17 protein-coding genes and 1 tRNA gene are annotated in these 17,704 nt (G+C 56.4%); 8 read left to right on the top strand and 10 right to left on the bottom strand.

All coding sequences use genetic code 11. The features are described from left to right. Positions 1–12: 12 nt before the first annotated feature. The 3 genes from yagF to P349_RS12950 all read left to right on the top strand — a co-directional run bounded on the left by yagF (position 13) and on the right by P349_RS12950 (position 5,211). A complete protein-coding gene (yagF, locus tag P349_RS12940; protein WP_032651483.1) occupies positions 13–1,980 on the top strand; it encodes a xylonate dehydratase YagF in 1,968 nt (655 codons plus the stop codon). A 226-nt stretch (positions 1,981–2,206) separates the two neighbouring features. Continuing rightward, positions 2,207–3,589 (top strand): MFS transporter, encoded by a 1,383-nt coding sequence (locus P349_RS12945; protein ID WP_032651486.1) that lies wholly within the window; start codon positions 2,207–2,209, stop codon positions 3,587–3,589. A gap of 11 nt (positions 3,590–3,600) precedes the next feature. Next, positions 3,601–5,211: a glycoside hydrolase family 43 protein gene (locus P349_RS12950; protein WP_032651488.1), complete on the top strand. Its 1,611-nt coding sequence runs from the start codon at positions 3,601–3,603 to the stop codon at positions 5,209–5,211. A gap of 4 nt (positions 5,212–5,215) precedes the next feature. Here P349_RS12950 and xynR read toward each other — a convergent pair whose 3' ends face one another. The 5 genes from xynR to argL form a co-directional block, all read right to left on the bottom strand. Then, entirely contained in the window at positions 5,216–5,974 is a 759-nt protein-coding gene (gene xynR, locus P349_RS12955; RefSeq protein ID WP_032651489.1) for a DNA-binding transcriptional repressor XynR, read from the bottom strand. Between the two features lie 222 nt (positions 5,975–6,196). After that, positions 6,197–6,631 (bottom strand): DUF3828 domain-containing protein, encoded by a 435-nt coding sequence (locus P349_RS12960; RefSeq protein WP_032651492.1) that lies wholly within the window; start codon positions 6,629–6,631, stop codon positions 6,197–6,199. A gap of 1 nt (position 6,632) precedes the next feature. After that, positions 6,633–6,995, bottom strand: a complete 363-nt coding sequence (locus tag P349_RS12965) for a CHAP domain-containing protein (RefSeq protein ID WP_032651494.1) — start codon at positions 6,993–6,995, stop codon at positions 6,633–6,635. A gap of 277 nt (positions 6,996–7,272) precedes the next feature. After that, positions 7,273–8,277 (bottom strand): ornithine carbamoyltransferase, encoded by a 1,005-nt coding sequence (gene argF / locus P349_RS12970; RefSeq protein WP_032651496.1) that lies wholly within the window; start codon positions 8,275–8,277, stop codon positions 7,273–7,275. Next, on the bottom strand, positions 8,247–8,342 hold the full coding sequence (argL, locus tag P349_RS26805; RefSeq protein ID WP_213014347.1) for a putative translational regulatory protein ArgL: 96 nt from the start codon (positions 8,340–8,342) through the stop codon (positions 8,247–8,249). The genes argF and argL overlap by 31 nt, the downstream gene beginning before the upstream one ends. Before the next feature lie 99 nt (positions 8,343–8,441). Between argL and rraB the strand changes: the two genes are divergently transcribed. The 4 genes from rraB to P349_RS12990 all read left to right on the top strand — a co-directional run bounded on the left by rraB (position 8,442) and on the right by P349_RS12990 (position 10,616). Then, positions 8,442–8,867 carry a ribonuclease E inhibitor RraB gene (gene rraB / locus P349_RS12975; RefSeq protein ID WP_008501374.1) on the top strand — a complete coding sequence of 142 codons (426 nt, stop codon included), beginning with the start codon at positions 8,442–8,444 and terminating at the stop codon, positions 8,865–8,867. Between the two features lie 46 nt (positions 8,868–8,913). Further along, on the top strand, positions 8,914–9,672 hold the full coding sequence (miaE, locus tag P349_RS12980) for a tRNA isopentenyl-2-thiomethyl-A-37 hydroxylase MiaE (protein ID WP_032651498.1): 759 nt from the start codon (positions 8,914–8,916) through the stop codon (positions 9,670–9,672). 30 nt (positions 9,673–9,702) lie between these two features. Further along, on the top strand, positions 9,703–10,425 hold the full coding sequence (locus P349_RS12985) for a hypothetical protein (protein WP_032651500.1): 723 nt from the start codon (positions 9,703–9,705) through the stop codon (positions 10,423–10,425). Positions 10,426–10,531: 106 nt separating this feature from the next. After that, positions 10,532–10,616: transfer RNA gene (locus P349_RS12990), tRNA-Leu, on the top strand. A 149-nt stretch (positions 10,617–10,765) separates the two neighbouring features. Here P349_RS12990 and P349_RS12995 read toward each other — a convergent pair. The 5 genes from P349_RS12995 to P349_RS13015 form a co-directional block, all read right to left on the bottom strand. Further along, positions 10,766–11,692: a tyrosine-type recombinase/integrase gene (locus P349_RS12995; protein WP_032651502.1), complete on the bottom strand. Its 927-nt coding sequence runs from the start codon at positions 11,690–11,692 to the stop codon at positions 10,766–10,768. Continuing rightward, complete coding sequence (gene mobH, locus P349_RS13000) at positions 11,682–13,301, bottom strand: MobH family relaxase (RefSeq protein WP_032651504.1); 1,620 nt, start codon at positions 13,299–13,301, stop codon at positions 11,682–11,684. The genes P349_RS12995 and mobH overlap by 11 nt, the downstream gene beginning before the upstream one ends. Before the next feature lie 178 nt (positions 13,302–13,479). Further along, on the bottom strand, positions 13,480–14,391 hold the full coding sequence (locus P349_RS13005) for an ArdC family protein (RefSeq protein WP_032651507.1): 912 nt from the start codon (positions 14,389–14,391) through the stop codon (positions 13,480–13,482). 85 nt (positions 14,392–14,476) lie between these two features. Then, positions 14,477–14,770, bottom strand: coding sequence for a hypothetical protein (locus P349_RS13010; protein WP_032651508.1), 294 nt, complete (start codon positions 14,768–14,770; stop codon positions 14,477–14,479). A gap of 368 nt (positions 14,771–15,138) precedes the next feature. Next, entirely contained in the window at positions 15,139–16,011 is an 873-nt protein-coding gene (locus P349_RS13015) for a phosphorothioated DNA-binding restriction endonuclease (protein ID WP_032651510.1), read from the bottom strand. A gap of 416 nt (positions 16,012–16,427) precedes the next feature. Here P349_RS13015 and P349_RS25405 point away from each other — a divergent pair, with 416 nt between their 5' ends. Next, positions 16,428–17,699, top strand: a complete 1,272-nt coding sequence (locus P349_RS25405; protein WP_071995297.1) for a metallophosphoesterase — start codon at positions 16,428–16,430, stop codon at positions 17,697–17,699. Positions 17,700–17,704: the final 5 nt, after the last annotated feature.

Below are 17,704 nucleotides of genomic sequence, written 5' to 3'. Positions count from 1 at the left end.
CGGACGATAACCATGACCATCGAGAAGATTTTCACCCCGCAGGACGATGCGTTTTATGCGGTGATCACCCACGCGGCGGGGCCGCAGGGCGCGCTGCCGCTGACCCCGCAGATGCTGATGGAGTCCCCCAGCGGCAACCTGTTCGGCATGACGCAGAACGCCGGGATGGGCTGGGACGCCAACAAGCTGACCGGCAAAGAGGTGCTGATTATCGGCACCCAGGGCGGCATCCGCGCCGGGGACGGACGCCCGGTCGCGCTGGGCTACCACACCGGACACTGGGAGATCGGCATGCAGATGCAGGCAGCGGCGAAGGAGATCACCCGCAACGGTGGGATCCCGTTTGCGGCCTTCGTCAGCGATCCCTGCGACGGCCGTTCTCAGGGCACGCACGGCATGTTCGACTCCCTGCCGTACCGCAACGACGCGGCGATCGTGTTTCGCCGCCTGATTCGTTCCCTCCCGACGCGTCGGGCGGTGATTGGCGTGGCCACCTGTGATAAAGGGCTGCCCGCCACCATGATTGCGCTGGCCGCGATGCACGACCTGCCGACCATTCTGGTGCCGGGCGGGGCGACGCTGCCGCCAACCGTGGGGGAAGACGCGGGCAAGGTGCAGACCATTGGCGCGCGCTTTGCCAACCACGAACTCTCCCTGCAGGAGGCCGCCGAGCTGGGCTGTCGCGCCTGCGCCTCGCCGGGCGGCGGGTGTCAGTTCCTCGGCACGGCGGGCACCTCACAGGTGGTGGCCGAAGCGCTGGGTCTGGCGCTGCCGCACTCCGCGCTGGCCCCGTCCGGGCAGGCGGTGTGGCTGGAGATCGCTCGACAGTCGGCGCGCGCGGTCAGCGAGCTGGATAACCGCGGCATCACCACGCGCGATATCCTCACCGACAAAGCCATCGAAAACGCCATGGTGATCCACGCGGCGTTCGGCGGCTCCACCAATTTACTGCTGCACATTCCGGCCATCGCCCACGCGGCGGGCTGCACAATCCCGGACGTAGAGCACTGGACGCGCGTTAACCGCAGGGTGCCTCGCCTGGTGAGCGTGCTGCCCAACGGCCCGGACTATCACCCGACCGTGCGCGCCTTCCTCGCGGGCGGCGTGCCGGAGGTGATGCTCCACCTGCGCGATCTCGGCCTGCTGCATCTGGACGCCATGACCGTCACCGGCCAGACGGTGGGCGAGAACCTCGACTGGTGGCAGGCGTCCGAACGCCGGGCGCGCTTCCGCCAGTGCCTGCGCGCGCAGGACGGCGTAGAGCCGGATGACGTGATCCTGCCGCCGGAGAAGGCAAAAGCGAAAGGGCTGACCTCGACGGTTTGCTTCCCGACGGGCAACATTGCGCCGGAAGGATCGGTGATCAAGGCCACGGCGATCGATCCGTCGGTCGTCGGTGAAGATGGCGTTTACCGCCACACCGGTCGGGCGCGGGTGTTTGTCTCGGAAGCGCAGGCGATCAAGGCCATCAAGCGGGAAGAAATTGCGCAGGGCGATATCATGGTGGTGATCGGCGGCGGGCCGTCCGGCACCGGCATGGAAGAGACCTATCAGCTCACCTCCGCGCTGAAGCATATCTCGTGGGGCAAGACGGTGTCGTTAATCACCGATGCGCGCTTCTCCGGCGTATCGACAGGCGCCTGCTTCGGCCACGTGTCGCCGGAGGCGCTGGCGGGCGGGCCGATTGGCAAGCTGCGCGATAACGACATCATCGAGATAGCCGTCGACCGACTGACATTAACGGGCAGCGTGAATTTTATCGGCACCGCGGACATCCCGCTGACGCCGGAGGAGGGGGCGCGCGAGCTGGCAATGCGGCAGACGCACCCGGACCTGCGCGCCCACGACTTTTTGCCGGACGATACCCGCCTGTGGGCAGCACTGCAGTCGGTCAGCGGCGGCACCTGGAAAGGCTGTATTTATGACACCGATAAAATTATCGAGGTAATTAACGCCGGTAAAAAAGCACTCGGCATTTAATTATTTTCTTAGAGAAAACCGTCTGCGGGAAATATTCCGCGGACGGTTTTGTTGTGTCTGTTATTTATTAATTTAAACAATAAGTTGCGATATATCGCTGGCGTCACAAAAGCAAAATAACGTAATTCAGAAATAAGATATGACCATTGCTGGTTAATTGAACAGCTCATTACACTCCATTAACACGATGTTGTAATTCAGCACACTACATAAGGGTGTAATTCTGATGACGCAATTAACCATGAAAGACAAAATTGGCTACGGGCTGGGTGACACCGCCTGCGGCTTCGTCTGGCAGGCCACGATGTTCCTGCTGGCCTACTTCTACACCGACGTCTTCGGCCTGTCGGCGGGGATTATGGGCACGCTGTTTTTGGTCTCCCGCGTGCTCGACGCCGTGACCGACCCGCTGATGGGGCTGCTGGTAGACCGCACCCGCACGCGTCACGGCCAGTTCCGCCCGTTCCTGCTGTGGGGCGCCATCCCGTTTGGCATCGTCTGCGTGCTGACCTTCTACACGCCGGACTTCTCCGCGCAGGGCAAAATCATCTACGCCTGCGTGACCTACATTCTTCTGACCCTGGTCTATACCTTCGTTAACGTGCCCTACTGCGCCATGCCCGGCGTCATCACCGCCGACCCGAAAGAGCGTCACGCCCTGCAATCCTGGCGCTTCTTCCTGGCGGCGGCGGGATCGCTCGCTATCAGCGGCATTGCCCTGCCGCTGGTAAGCATCATCGGCAAGGGGGACGAGCAGGTGGGCTATTTCGGCGCCATGTGCGTGCTGGGCCTGACCGGCGTGGTGCTGCTCTACGTCTGCTTCTTCACCACCAAAGAGCGCTACACCTTTGAGGTGCAGCCGGGCTCGTCGGTGGCGAAAGATCTCAGGCTGCTGCTCGGCAACGGCCAGTGGCGGATCATGTGCGCGTTCAAGATGATGGCGACCTGTTCCAACGTGGTGCGCGGCGGGGCGACGCTCTACTTCGTCAAATACGTGATGGATCACCCGGAGATGGCGACCCAGTTTTTACTCTACGGCAGCCTCGCCACCATGTTTGGCTCGCTCTGCTCCTCCCGACTGCTGGGGCGCTTCGACCGCGTCACCGCCTTCAAGTGGATCATCGTCGCCTACTCGCTCATCAGCCTGCTGATTTTCGTCACCCCGGCGGAACATATTGCCCTGATTTTCGCCCTCAACATCCTGTTCCTGTTCGTCTTTAACACCACCACGCCGCTGCAGTGGCTGATGGCCTCTGACGTGGTGGATTACGAGGAGAGCCGCAGCGGGCGCCGCCTCGACGGGCTGGTGTTCTCTACCTACCTGTTCAGCCTGAAGATTGGCCTGGCGATTGGCGGGGCGGTGGTGGGCTGGATCCTGGCGTACGTGAACTACTCCGCCAGCAGCAGCGTGCAGCCGGTGGAGGTGCTCACCACTATCAAAATTCTGTTCTGCGTGGTGCCGGTGATGCTCTACGCGGGCATGTTCATCATGCTGTCGTTCTACAAGCTCACCGACGCCCGCGTGGAGGCCATCAGCCAACAGCTGATCAAGCACCGCGCGGCGCAGGGCGAGGCCGTTCCCGACGCCGCGACAGCCGCATCCCATTAACCGGAGGCACTATGCAAATCACTAACCCCATACTCACCGGCTTCAACCCGGATCCGTCCCTGTGCCGTCAGGGCGAGGACTACTACATCGCCACCTCGACCTTCGAGTGGTTCCCGGGCGTGAGCATCTACCACTCCCGCGACCTGAAAAACTGGTCGCTGGTTAGCACGCCGCTGGACCGTGTGTCGATGCTGGACATGAAGGGCAACCCGGACTCTGGCGGCATCTGGGCCCCGTGCCTGAGCTACGCCGACGGCAAATTCTGGCTGCTCTACACCGACGTGAAGATTGTCGACTCGCCGTGGAAAAATGGCCGCAACTTCCTCGTCACCGCGCCGTCCATTGAGGGGCCGTGGAGCGAGCCGATCCCGATGGGCAACGGCGGGTTTGACCCGTCTCTGTTCCACGACGACGATGGCCGCAAATATTACCTCTACCGCCCGTGGGGGCCGCGCCACCACAGCAACCCGCACAACACCATCGTGATGCAGGAATTTGACCCGCAGACCGGGACGCTCTCGCCCGAGCGTAAAACGCTGTTTACCGGCACGCCGCTCTGCTACACCGAGGGGGCGCATCTGTATCGCCACGCGGGATGGTACTACCTGATGGTGGCCGAAGGCGGCACCAGCTACGAGCACGCCGTCGTGGTGCTGCGTTCCAAAAATATCGACGGGCCGTACGAGCTGCACCCGGACGTGACGATGATGACCAGCTGGCACCTGCCGGAGAACCCGCTGCAGAAGAGCGGCCACGGCTCGCTGCTGCAGACCCATACGGGGGAGTGGTACATGGCCTACCTCACCAGCCGCCCGCTGCGCCTGCCCGGCGTGCCGCTGCTGGCCTCCGGCGGGCGCGGCTACTGCCCGCTGGGCCGCGAGACCGGCATCGCCCGCATTGAATGGCGCGACGGCTGGCCGTACGTGGAAGGCGGCAAGCACGCGCAACTGACCGTGAAAGGCCCGCAGGTGGCGGAGCAGCCTGCAACCGTTCAGGGCAACTGGCGGGACGATTTCGACGCCAGTTCGCTTGACCCTGAACTGCAGACCCTGCGCATTCCGTTCGACGACACCCTCGGCTCGCTCACCGCGCGCCCGGGCTACTTACGGCTCTACGGCAACGACTCGCTCAACTCGACCTTTACCCAGTCGACCGTGGCGCGCCGCTGGCAGCACTTTGTCTTCCGGGCGGAGACGCGGATGCAGTTCTCACCGGTCCACTTCCAGCAGAGCGCGGGGCTGACCTGCTACTACAACAGCAAAAACTGGAGCTACTGCTTTGTGGACTACGAGGAGGGGCAGGGCAGAACGATCAAGGTGATCCAGCTCGACCACAACGTGCCGTCGTGGCCGCTGCACGAGCAGCCCATTCCGGTGCCGGAACATGCGGAGAGCGTCTGGCTGCGCGTGGACGTGGATACGCTGGTCTACCGCTACAGCTACTCGTTCGACGGCGAGACGTGGCACGCCGTGCCGGTGACGTATGAGGCGTGGAAGCTGTCGGACGACTACATCGGCGGGCGCGGCTTCTTTACCGGCGCGTTTGTGGGGCTGCACTGCGAGGACATCAGCGGCGACGGCTGCCACGCAGACTTCGACTACTTCACCTACGAGCCGGCATAACGGCTCAGGCCGGGTAGCCCAGCGCGCGTGACAGCGCGAGCCCGGCCTGCTGAAGCTGCTCACGGAAGCGGGCCAGCTCGGCGTCGTCCACGCGGGAGGTGAGCGTCGACAGGCTCAGGGCGGCGATGACGCGGGATTCGTGGTTCCACACCGGCACCGCCACGCAGCGCACGCCCTGCTCGTTCTCTTCGCTATCCAGGGCGTAACCCTGCTCGCGGGTCTGCGTCAGGGCGGTCATTAACGCTTCGCGGGAGGCGAGGGTAGCGGGCGTAAAGGTGGTGTACTGATAGCCCTCCAGCAGAGCGTTCAGCTCGGCCTCGCCCAGCCAGGCAATCAGCACCTTGCCGATGGCGGTGGCGTGAACCGGCAGGCGGCGGCCGATGCGCGAATAGGCGATAGCGGCCAGCTTGCCTTCAATCTTCTCGATATAAACCCCTTCACGCCCGTCCAGGATCCCCAGATGGGTGGTCTGCCCGGTACGCTGGGACAGATCCGTCAGCCAGCCTTTCGCCTTCTGACGAATATCGATGGAGCCCACGACGAAATGACCGCGCTCGACCAGCTTCATGCCGAGGCGATATTTGCCGTTCTCCGGGTTCTGATCGATATAGCCGTGAAGCTGCAGGGTTTTCAGCAGCGAGTGGAGGGTACTCTTGCTCAGCCCCATCAGTTTGCTGATGTCGGTGATCTTAAGCTCGGTGGCCTGCTCGTTGAACAGGTCGAGGATCTGCAACGCACGTTCAACAGACTGAATAATCGGCATAATGCTGGTATGTCCACGCTGGAATTAAGGCGAAAACGTACCTTTTTCGGGGTGAAAAATCAATTGAGTAGAGCGGGTTGTGGGAGAGGAGGGCATCAAACCGCATCGTCGCCTGATTCGCCCGGCGGCGCTTTGCTTGCACGGGCCTACGGGTTGTGTAGGCCGGGTAAGCGCAGCGCCACCCGGCAACAAAGGCGGCTACATTATTGTTAGCGGGGGACATCAATTATTATCCCGAGCGGCGACAGACTGGATTTTCCAGACCCCATCTTCTTTAACCATGCAATCAATGACTGTGTGCTGGGTCTTTTTGCCAAACGTGATATTCACGTTTACACAGACCGGGTCTGAATCATACGAATCAATAGCCACATTCTCAGCCCAGTCCTCGCCGATATATTGCGATTTCATAAAAAAATCAGCCTCGTAAAATTCAGCGTCGGCATAACGGGGATCGGCTGCATGACGTAATTTTTTCATGGTGCTGGCCGTAACGAACTTATCGATTTCATTTCCCTGTTGGATGGGATAACGATCATTGTTCACTTGTTTAATGTACCAGCGATTGAATTCAAGAGCGCGCTGCATCGGTATCTGAAAATCTTCGGCCCCCAATGCGGCTGTACTGAATAACACAATTAAGATGAGCTTATTCATATTAATAATGCCTGTATAAGGTTACGGCTGGCTGGAGTTGGCGATAGGTTGGCCCCGGGTACAGTGTTCTCTGTTTAAAATCTGAATACCAGGTTCCAGCGCCATCGTAAATACAGACATGCCCGTACTGGTTCGGGCCGGGCAAGGCATCAATCACCGCGATATCCCCCTCTATGGGGGTGCCATAGACTTTTTTGAACCCTGCTTTTTCAAGAGAACGCCAGAAATCCTTAGCGTTGGCCCCTTCGATTTTAAGCCCTCCGGCTCGAATGGCGGCGGCGATTGCTCGAGCGCAATAGTGTCCAGTATGGGTTAGTGCGTGGCTACGGGCGTATGACACAGCTTCATGCTTATTCCATGACATAATTAATCCTTATTAACGAAATGCAGCAATAAGGAAATGTTACGCCGATAAAATAAGGTATTTTGTAATTGATAATGACCTGATGTTAACCACTATCTACTCAATAAATAATGGTTAATAAAAACATAAATACTTATTATGGCAAATATCTCTCTGAGAAAGCGTCAGTAAAATGTATTTTTCTGCCAGACGATAACGCTGTTGTCGTTTTTAGGGTTTTCTCCCTCTCCCTGTGGGAGAGGGCCGGGGTGAGGGCACCAGACCGCAGAGGAGTCAATCACTCCCCAAGCGTCGCCACCATCACCGCCTTAATCGTATGCATCCGGTTTTCTGCCTGGTCGAACACGATACTCGCCGCCGACTCAAACACCTCGTCCGTTACTTCCATCCCGCCGTGCAGATCGAACTCCTTCGCCATCTGCTTGCCGAGCGTGGTCTGGTCGTCATGGAACGCCGGCAGACAGTGCAGGAACTTCACGTCCGGGTTGCCGGTCAGCGCCATCATCTGCGCGTTCACCTGATATCCGCGCAGCAGCGCGATACGCTCCGCCCACTTCTCTTTGGCTTCGCCCATCGACACCCACACGTCGGTATAGATAAAGTCCGCGCCCTTCACGCCCGCCGCCACGTCTTCCGTCAGGGTAATTTTCCCGCCGTGTTTCTCCGCCAGCGCGCTGCACTCCGCCACCAGGCTCTCTTCCGGCCAGCAGGCTTTCGGGGCCACCAGGCGCAGATCCAGCCCGGTCAGCGCCGCCGCTTCCAGCATCGAGTTGCCCATGTTGTTGCGCGCGTCGCCCGCGTAAACCAGCGTCATCTCGTTAAACGCCTTGCCCGGCAGGTGCTCCTGCATGGTCAGCAGGTCCGCCAGCAGTTGGGTTGGATGGAACTCGTTGGTTAGCCCGTTCCACACCGGCACGCCCGCATACTGCGCCAGCGTTTCGACCACTTCCTGGCCGTGGCCGCGATACTGAATGCCATCGTACATCCGCCCGAGCACGCGCGCGGTGTCCTTAATTGACTCTTTATGCCCAATCTGGCTGCCGCTCGGCCCTAACCAGGTGACGCGTGCGCCCTGGTCAAATGCGGCAACTTCGAAAGAGCAACGGGTACGGGTCGAGTCTTTTTCGAAGATGAGCGCGATGTTTTTACCGGTAAGCTTTTGTACTTCCTTGCCATTTTTTTTATCGGCTTTGAGCTGTGCGGCAAGGGTCAGCAGAGAAGTGAACTGTGCAGGGGTAAAGTCGAGCAATTTCAGAAAGTGTTTCTTGTACAGATCAGACATTTTATCCTCACATGGCGAACGCCACTTATTGAATTAAAATTCACTTTATATGTGTAATTATTCATTTGCAACCCCGTTTCACAAATCTTTCCAACAAAGGTGGAGGCAAACCCGTCCGTGTGTGAAAATAGAAGTATCTGCCGCACTTTAAAGAGGATTGAGCCATGGCAAACCCGGAATTACTGGAAGAGCAACGCGAAGAGACGCGTCTGATTATTGAAGAGCTGCTGGAAGACGGTAGCGATCCGGACGCGCTGTACACCATCGAGCACCATTTCTCTGCGGATGATTTCGACGCGCTGGAAAAAATGGCCGTGGAAGCCTTCAAGCTGGGCTACGAAGTGACCGAGCCGGAAGAGCTGGAAGTGGAAGAGGGCGACACCGTCATCTGCTGCGACATCCTGAGCGAAGGCGCGCTGAAGGCGGAGCTGATCGACGCGCAGGTCGAACAGCTGATGAACCTGGCCGAGAAGTTTGACGTGGAATACGACGGCTGGGGAACCTACTTCGAAGATCCGAACGGTGAAGACGGCGAAGAAGGCGACGACGAAGATTACGTCGACGAAGACGACGACGGCGTGCGTCACTAAGTGATTCAGGCGGTGGCGCGCGCCACCGCTTTTTCAAGGCAGAACCATGGATTACCCGCAGATACTCGCCCCCGTACTCAACTTCCTCCAGTGCCCGACCCCGCAAGCATGGATTGATAAAGCCCGCGACCCGGCGAACCTGCCGCTGCTGCTCACCGACCACATGGTGTGCGAGCTCAAGGCCGCCCAGACCGCGCTGCTGCTGGTGCGTAAATACGTCGCCGACGAAAGCGGTGCCGACGCGCTGCTCGACTGGCTCAAACCCTACGAACAGTTCACCTTCCGCGACGGCCCGGAGCCGGACTTCATCGCCCTGCACAGGCAGATTGGCAAAAGCGTGATGCCCAAAACCGACGACCCGTGGGGCCAGGCGCTCATCGACAGCATGGTGCTGCTGATTAAAGAGGAGCTGCACCACTTCTGGCAGGTGCGCGAGGCGATGCTGGCTCGCGACATTCCGTACGTCAAAATCACCGCCAGCCGCTACGCCAAAGGGATGCTGAAGGAAGTGCGCACCCACGAACCGCTGACGCTGATCGACAAGCTCATCTGCGGCGCCTACATCGAAGCCCGCTCCTGCGAACGCTTCGCCGCGCTGGCCCCGTTCCTCGACGACGACCTGCAGAAGTTCTATCTCTCGCTGCTGCGCTCGGAAGCGCGCCACTATCAGGACTACCTGACGCTGGCCCAGCAGGTGAGCGACGACGATATCTCACCACGCATACAGCTTTTTGGTGAAATTGAAGCCACACTTATCTCGACATCGGACAACGAGTTTCGCTTCCACAGCGGCGTGCCGGTGTAAACCGGCATAGCGAAAGGATAAGGATGCGAGATGAATAAAACGTGGACCCGTATTGTGATTGTCGTCGTCGCGGCTGCCGCCGTGGCGTTCTGGGTATTCTTCGATAAGCAGCGTGCTCCGGAACACCAGATTGATACCACCCTCAACGCGATGCCCGCCTGGCAGGTGATCAAGGAGCAGGAGCCTGTGCTGCATCAGCGCATCCTCGACCAGATGGCCGCCCTGCAAAAAGCGGGCGAGCCGGAGCAGCAGATTATCGACACCATCCAGCCGCAGATCCTGCATCTGCAGATGACGCGCCTGCAGAACGCCCCGGACGCCAACGTGGTGAACTACATGACCATCAACATGGAGCAGACCGCCGCCATCCAGAAGGTGAGCGACGACGCCTGCTTCCGCTTCCTTTACCCGATGGTGAAGGGCGGCATCAACCCGATGCGTATGCTGGATAAAGACCTGATGGCACGGCGCATGCAGGCCGACGCCGACATGATGCGCGCGGCCTACGGCAAAAATCGCCACACCGTGACCCCGGCCGAACGCGAGGCGGCCGTCGAGGATGTGCGGCCGATTATGAAGGCGCTTGCCGATAAGTACGGCGAGGACATCCAGCTATTGCAGATGCCGGAGAAGGCAGCGGGCAAAGAGAAGCTCTCCTGCGATATGGTGCAGGAGATGTGGGCCAAGGTGCTGGCGCTGCCGGACCAGAAGGCGGCGAGGGTGATACGGCTGGCGGTGTCTGAGCTGGAGTGACAAAGGGCGCTGGTTTTTTGGGCACTTAGCGCGGGTTTAGCGCGTCGTCGCTTGCATGGCGGCGCGCGACAGGTATAATCCACAACGTTTCCGCATCCCCTTCAGTGCCGAAGTGGCGAAATCGGTAGACGCAGTTGATTCAAAATCAACCGTAGAAATACGTGCCGGTTCGAGTCCGGCCTTCGGCACCAAAAACGATTGCGATAATCGGAAAATCTACAACAATCAGTACGTTGTACAATGAAGCTGGACGTTGACGGCAACTACAAAATGGCCGCATCTCCGGCTTTTTTTGTTTATAAAGCCTCGGGCCGGATCTTTTCACTCACTCCCTGTTTTGTCAATCTCTCTCCACGCAACTTCTGAGCATCTCGACATTGTGTTCAATATAGCTGAGCGTCACCTTAATATCGCGGTGTCCGAGTAGTTTCTGCGTGACATACAAATTTTGCTCCGGTTTCTGCATCAATTCTGTGGCAACGGTATGACGGTAGCGATGTGATGAGAAACGGCTGTGGCATGCATCGCTGAGCTTGGCAAAGAAATAGCTCACCTGATTTTCTGTCATCGGTTTACCCTGGCGCAGCGTCCGCCGACTGAAACGATTGATGTTGAACAACTGATCGTCAGCCCGTATTCCCTTTGTTTTCGCTTCTTCAAGCAGATGCTCCAGATAGGGCCGCAACCGGGAGGCGATGGGAACGATATGTTCATCATGGCTTTTGCTGCCCTCGCTCTGGATAAACAACGTGTCATGGACCAGATCGACATCCTTAATGCGCAGATGGATAAGCTGATTCAGCCGGATCGCGGTGTAGTTGAAGGTTTCGACCACGGTCAGCCAGAACCAGGCCGGATACAGCGGTGAACGATAGTTTTGTTGAGTACTTTCCAGCTCAATAAAATGGCCCAGCACTTTGCGGGATGCGAGGATTTGCTCGCGGGTCAGGGTTTTCTTTTTCTTACGGGATTCCCGCAGTGATGTTTTCTGGAATGGATTGATGAACTGCTCCAGTAATCCCTGTTCAATCGCGAAGTTATACAAGGCCCGCATATGGCGCATATAGTGATTCCAGCTCACCGGCTTGATACATCGCACATTTAGCAGGTAATGACGCCACTCCAGCACCATATGCGGTGTGACTTCGGCGGGTAACACGTTGCGCCAGTGGGTAAACTGATTTACTGCCGTGCAATAGCAGCTCTGGGTATCAGGGCGTAGTAGGCGGGCAAAAAAATACTCTTCCAGGAGCTGTTCAAAGGTCATGGGTGTCTTCTCCTTCACTGAGCAAGAGATGAGGGTTATTAAAGGGAACGTCATCTCCAAAAAGCGGCGTGGGATCGTCAAGCAGATATCCCTTCAGACGTGAACAACGGCGTGGGCCGACAACGGCGCAGTGCCAGATGTTGAGGCCGTTTTTTTGTTTTCGGTGAAGATTCAGGTTCTGGAACTTCTTCTGTACCTCCCGCCAGTATTCTTCTGGGACATTCTGACCGCAGGTGCTAAGCCAGAGTTTGAAAATACCGGGCGTCACCAGAAACACCGACCCGGCGACGGTATGGATCCGGGCGTTAGGTTCATTGACTTCCAGATGTTGAGCCTGAACATTACGCACCAGCCACTGCCAAAAGGCTTCGCCTGAAAGTGCGGTATCGTTCTGTTCGGGTTGAGGGGATAGTTGTTCTACTACCGCGTCCGTTGCAATCACTGCTTCTGTCTCATTCTGGACTCCCGCTATTGGCGTAACAGTTCCACTGAATGTTGCGGGCCGCTGTTGTGGATTTTCCCAAATCAGCGAAGGAGAAAAGTGCAGCAGCGTAAGCTCACTGCTCCAGCCGCCGCTGGCCTCAATCCGGCAATGCCAGATGGCTTTATCCTCACAGGGAATAAGCAACTGGTGTGCCTGCATCTCGTCGAACAGCCGCACGTTATGTTGCGGTACCGCGTCAATCCCCTGGCGCAGCAGCCAACCACGCACGGCATCGGCAGCGTTCTTACTGACCAGCCACAGTGCCTCTTCCGTTAGCCAGCCGTCAGAGCCGCCATTCGGGTTGTTGAGTCGGAACTCATGCGCCAGCAGGTCGCGCAGGGCCGCGATGATTTGCTGCGGCAGCGAGGTTTGCGGACGATGGATAGCCTTGACCGGATCGCCGCCGAGATTAAATGCCACCGACGCCCGGTCGGCTTTTTGCACCAGTTCACCTGCCAGCCCGGCATACTGATACTGTCCGTTCAGGCAGTGCAGCAGAGTGGATAATGCAGCGGCATCGGCGGCGAGCCAGTCAAGGCTTTCCGGTGGGAGTAGTTGGGTGAGCAGAAGAACTGCCGCAGCCGGATGGCGCAGATAATCACGTTGCGGCAGATAACGGAATCGGTAAGGCTGGGTTAGTGAGCCATGCCATGGAAACCAGCGTTGCCCGCTGACATCTTCCACCTCAATATCGGTGATGAGTTTGCCCAGATCATGCAGCAGTGCGGCGTAGATGATGACCGTCGTCCAGCGTTCGGACTGAGCGGCCTGATCTTCCGGCGCTGCATCAGGCGGAAAAAGATAACTCTGCCGCAGTCGTGCGGCATAACAGGCGGCTTCAAGGCTGTGATCGAGCAGACCGCCCGCGTGGGAATGGTGGTGGTTTTCCGAGGCCGGAAACAACTGCGCCAGTTCTGCGAAGCGGTGGACTGGTATCAGCCAGAAGCGTTCAAACAGTGAGGCGGGAAGGGCGGTGCTCTGCCGAATAAACTGGATCAACTGTTGGCGGGTAGTTTCAGCCAGTAGCGTTTGCGCGGATTCAGGATGCAACCATCCCTCCGTGACGTCTGGTTCGCCAGTGGATGGTGTAGTGTTTTGCTTTTTGCGCGTCAGCCATATCCGCATAATGGCCTTTTCCCCTTTTTCGGGTAAGCCCGTTACCCCTTCACTCTCTTCCCCTTCACCCTTTGGATTTTGCCTTTTGGTGCCGTCAGATTTGGGGCGAAATTGTTTATTGGGCAGCGCAAATTTATTGAAGTGGAGAAAAACGGCAGAGCAGGATGCTCCGCCGTTGATATGAAGGTCATGCGCTCAGCGCTAACGGCTGCTGCGCTCGTTCAAGCAGATATTCGCAGGCATTACGCGCTAAACCGCTGGCGCGGAAAATTGCTTTTTTGTCCTGCTGCAACACCTTCAGCCACGATGCGATGTAACTGTCATGCTGTAGCTTCGACTGGATGCCAACGTGAGCACACAGGAAAGCCGCTCCCATTTCGGCGACCAACTCTTCAAAACTGTACGTTCGATCGCCGAAGGTATGCTTTCCGGCAGTGATGCCGTCCCGGTTCAGGCGTGAAGCGTGTCCGGTAGCGTGCGTCAGTTCATGCAGCAGCGTGCCGTAATAATCCTCACGCGAAGTGAACTGCTCAGGATGCGGCATGATGATGCAGTCGCGCCCCGGCGAGTAATACGCCCGGTTCTGGCGTCGGTGAGTGATCACCACCGCACTTTGCCGGGCAACCTGCTCAGCGGCGGCGATAGGGTCATCGACCATCACGACAGGCTGTGAAAACGCCTCCGGCAGTCCTTCGCATTGCTGAATGTTGAACAGCCGGAACTCGCGTACCACGGCATAAGACGTCACTTTAGGATTGCCGCCAGCATCAAGAACCGTATTCCCATTGCTGTCCACTACCTCGCGCTGCTGGGGCAGATAGAACACGGCCAGTGTAGATTTTTCGCCTTTGCGGATGTTTCCGCCTGCATTGCGAATTTGTGTGAAGGTCAGCCAGCGATCGCTCTCATATCCCTGTCGTTCTGCGCTGTTCCAGAGCAGAGGAATATTGATGCCGTGATACAACCGCCCGGATAAGGCATTCATCGGCACCACCGGTTCCCCTTCCCGCCACGGGCGAACCCAGGGGATCACGCCTTTCTCCAGCGCGGCGATAATTTCATCGGTGACTTTCTGGTAAAGATCGTTGCTTCTGTTCATAAGCGTAACCTCATGATAAAGAAGCCGGGTACAGCGCTCCCGGTCGGGAGTCGCCCGGCACGGGGAGTAAAGGATGCTGAGGAAATCAGCTGGTGTGAAGGGCAGTAACCAACAAGTGATCATCTTCAAGGGTTAAGCGCAGCGGCGTCATCAGCGGTACATTGCTGCTGCCGTCAGAGGGCAAACAGTACAGACCGAAATTGATACTCTTACGGTCCGGGCCTGCGCTTTTGAATGTCAGCATGGTCGCGACAATCAGGTTTTCGAGACGGTCATCTTCCTGAGAGGGATCGAGAGGAAAACTGACTACCTTTTCCCAGGCCTCAGATGAGACAGACAATGATAAGGATTTTGCTTCAGGGCAAGATGAAGTTGGCATCGTGTTTCTCCAGTGATGAAAGCAGAGAAACACCGCCCGGCAGGGAGGGATTCCCTGCATGGTGGGGTAGAGGATGTATCAGGCGCTAAGCGCTGTCCGCGAGGATGATACGGAGCGGACGAAAAGGCGAGCCTCACCGGATAGGGTGGCAACCTGAAGGCTCTGGTTGCGGGTCAAACTTCGTACAGATTAATACGGTATCAATAATAATCAAGAGATTGGTTCTTCAGTGAGATAGTTCGGGGCTCGTTATTCTGGACGCTAGTTTGGTGCGCAGGATTTATCCGCTAGAGAGGTTAAAGGCTATTTATCCTCTGTAGGGGATAAAGCATATTGGGCAATCGATGATACCTGCGAAGCTCACGGTCTCAGGCTTTGAAAATCTGCTTACGGTGCCAGCCAACGTATTGTTCAGTGGGCCACAGCGATGTGTCGTGAGGAAGATGCAACGACTGGCCGTTCCGTTGCCAGAACAGGTTATCCACTACCGGGCTACGGCTGACGCCTCCGGAGATGCGGATGGTAAGGTTTTCATCCAGCCCGAATGCGCCCATATCAAAAGCATCGTGGTGCAGCGAACATAGCGCCAGACCGTTGTTCACCACACACGGCCCGCCATAGGTTTTCCAGTGGATATGGGCTGCTTCAATACCAACCAGCGCACCATCCAGCCGTAGATCGTAACCGCAGAAAGCACATCGCGAATGGTAAGCCCGGAGAACGATATCTCTGAAGCGCGGATCGCGGTTCTTCGAACGATCGATAAAATCCAGACCCAGTTGGTTGGCGAGGATCCGCTGAATACTTTCGGGAAAGCGGTCTATCAGGATTTGCTGGGCCAGTTGATCGATCATCTCCGGATGCGCCAGCAACTGCTGGTAAGCCGCTTTATCAAAGCCGCCTGCTACCTGGTTATCAATCAGCTCTTTTTTTGTCGGCTGGGTGTTGCCTCTACGGGGTTTACAACCTTCCGCGTTGGCGATCTCCCAGAAGCCGTCAGTCCTGAGTCGCCAGAAGGGCATATTGGGATAATCAGTGCGTCGTTTAGGGCCAAACTCTTTCAGCAGGCGGGTAAGCGGTTCGTGGATCTCAAGGCCGTAGTTAAACAGGCGCGGGTGTCCTGCTTTGTACTGCGACAACACATACAACAGCAGCAACGGCTTGTGCGGTGCGCATACGTCACCCTGACGCCACACGGAAACGTTGGAGATGGCTGATTGCAGCGTTTCGAGAGATGTCATAGGAATGAACCGGGTAACAGGCTGATGTTATTGCGATCATGCTCGCAAAAGCGGTGAAATTCAATTGTGGTTCGTCACGTTGATGATAGGGGCAATAAGATACACAATAAAAGGCAAAACATATGGCCCTACGTTTGGTTTCCACAAAGCGCTTAAGGCACTACAGTCCGGTTAGTCTCAGATTGATAAAGTTGTACTTGCCCATTAATTCACAGTTCACAGAAGTAGTTCTGAGGGGGGACATAGACATGAGTCGGATGATGATTTTTTGCAGAGGCCTTAAAATTTGAGAGAGAAGTAACATGCTCAGAAGCTGACAATGGAGCATGGCAGTAAAATGGGTAACCTTTTGATAGGATAGTACATCTGATTTTCAATTAGCTTTGACGGTTGGCCGAAACTGAAGGAGTCGTACTTTGCTCATATTGCACTTATCTGATATTCATTTTCGAAAATCTGAAATTCAGACCGCTCAGGATCCAAACTTTCATTTAAGGAATGAGTTGATTCGTGATGCTGCGCAAAAGTGTGCGCACATAGGTGTACCTGATGTAGTGATTGTATCGGGAGACATTGCATTTTCAGGGGATCCCGAGGAATTTTCATTTGCTACGGACTGGCTTGAGCGTCTCTGCGAAGCTTGTCAGTGTTCAATGGCATCGGTATTTGTTGTTCCGGGCAACCATGATGTTGTGCGAAACTTAGCGGATCGAAACTTGGTTCAGATGATCCACCGAACAATCAAGTCAGCACCAAATCCCAATGCTGAGATTATGAGACAGCTAAGCGATCCTGATGCCCGACGATTACTTTATGAAAGTCTGGACAACTACAATCAATTCGCACAGCAATTTTTTTGTGACTTGCTTCCCCCTAATAGGACTCGAGTTGTTCGAGACCTTGTGTTAAATGATGGTTCGACTTTAAGACTGTGGGGGCTTAATAGTTCTTTTGTTTCAAGTAGCTATGATCGTCCTGGCGAGTTGTTTGTTGATCCTGCCAGCCTCCAAATTACGCGTGAAGATGGCGTTGTTAATGCAGTGATTACTCACCATCACCTTACTTGGTTGGGTAATGCGCGTGGGCTTGAAGATCATCTCAATGATGTGGCTCCATTACAAATTTTCGGACACATACACACTAATCGAGTGGACATGGTTCGCGATTATGTACGGCTTGCAGCTAGCGCAATGAATCCTGATCGGCATGAAGATGGCTGGGAACCCGGATACAATCTAATTGAATTAGACGTTAGCGGGGAGCCAACAAGGCGAGTGCTTAACATTAGAGCTCATATCAGAGTGTGGCAAACTGCACCAGGCGGATTTCAGGCGAAAATGGATAGAAACTCTTCCGTATTCGAGCATTCTATACGGCTAGAAGATTGGAATTCATCCACTGAAACATCCTCAAGTTTTGTAGCACAATCTCCTCCGTCTGCGCATATATCAGAAATAACGTCTGTGAGGGAAGGAAATTCAATGAATACCCTTCGTGAGCTTGGTCTGCGTTTCTACCGACTAACATTTAGTCAGAAATTAGAGATTGCTGGACGTCTGGAGTTGTTAGAAGACGACGATATGCGTTTACCTGACTATGAACGTTTTCGACAAGTGTTGCTCAGAGCTCATGCGAGAGGAATGCTTGATGAGTTTGCAGCAGCGGTGACCGAAGCTGAACAACGATAAAGGGA

The organism is Enterobacter sp. DC4, from assembly GCF_000568095.1.
GTDB lineage: Bacteria > Pseudomonadota > Gammaproteobacteria > Enterobacterales > Enterobacteriaceae > Enterobacter > Enterobacter pseudoroggenkampii.
This window is presented reverse-complemented; position numbering and strand designations above follow the sequence as displayed.

What these genes read in the sequence shown, in the direction of transcription:
- P349_RS13005 (WP_032651507.1), bottom strand. Translation starts at nt 14,391, where the DNA reads ATGAACAGAAGCAACGATCTTTACCAGAAAGTCACCGATGAAATTATC.
- rraB (WP_008501374.1), top strand. Translation starts at nt 8,442, where the DNA reads ATGGCAAACCCGGAATTACTGGAAGAGCAACGCGAAGAGACGCGTCTG.
- P349_RS13010 (WP_032651508.1), bottom strand. Translation starts at nt 14,770, where the DNA reads ATGCCAACTTCATCTTGCCCTGAAGCAAAATCCTTATCATTGTCTGTC.
- yagF (WP_032651483.1), top strand. Translation starts at nt 13, where the DNA reads ATGACCATCGAGAAGATTTTCACCCCGCAGGACGATGCGTTTTATGCG.
- mobH (WP_032651504.1), bottom strand. Translation starts at nt 13,301, where the DNA reads ATGCGGATATGGCTGACGCGCAAAAAGCAAAACACTACACCATCCACT.
- P349_RS12965 (WP_032651494.1), bottom strand. Translation starts at nt 6,995, where the DNA reads ATGTCATGGAATAAGCATGAAGCTGTGTCATACGCCCGTAGCCACGCA.
- P349_RS12995 (WP_032651502.1), bottom strand. Translation starts at nt 11,692, where the DNA reads ATGACCTTTGAACAGCTCCTGGAAGAGTATTTTTTTGCCCGCCTACTA.
- argL (WP_213014347.1), bottom strand. Translation starts at nt 8,342, where the DNA reads ATGAATAATTACACATATAAAGTGAATTTTAATTCAATAAGTGGCGTT.
- argF (WP_032651496.1), bottom strand. Translation starts at nt 8,277, where the DNA reads ATGTCTGATCTGTACAAGAAACACTTTCTGAAATTGCTCGACTTTACC.
- P349_RS12985 (WP_032651500.1), top strand. Translation starts at nt 9,703, where the DNA reads ATGAATAAAACGTGGACCCGTATTGTGATTGTCGTCGTCGCGGCTGCC.
- miaE (WP_032651498.1), top strand. Translation starts at nt 8,914, where the DNA reads ATGGATTACCCGCAGATACTCGCCCCCGTACTCAACTTCCTCCAGTGC.
- P349_RS12950 (WP_032651488.1), top strand. Translation starts at nt 3,601, where the DNA reads ATGCAAATCACTAACCCCATACTCACCGGCTTCAACCCGGATCCGTCC.
- P349_RS12960 (WP_032651492.1), bottom strand. Translation starts at nt 6,631, where the DNA reads ATGAATAAGCTCATCTTAATTGTGTTATTCAGTACAGCCGCATTGGGG.
- P349_RS12945 (WP_032651486.1), top strand. Translation starts at nt 2,207, where the DNA reads ATGACGCAATTAACCATGAAAGACAAAATTGGCTACGGGCTGGGTGAC.
- P349_RS13015 (WP_032651510.1), bottom strand. Translation starts at nt 16,011, where the DNA reads ATGACATCTCTCGAAACGCTGCAATCAGCCATCTCCAACGTTTCCGTG.
- xynR (WP_032651489.1), bottom strand. Translation starts at nt 5,974, where the DNA reads ATGCCGATTATTCAGTCTGTTGAACGTGCGTTGCAGATCCTCGACCTG.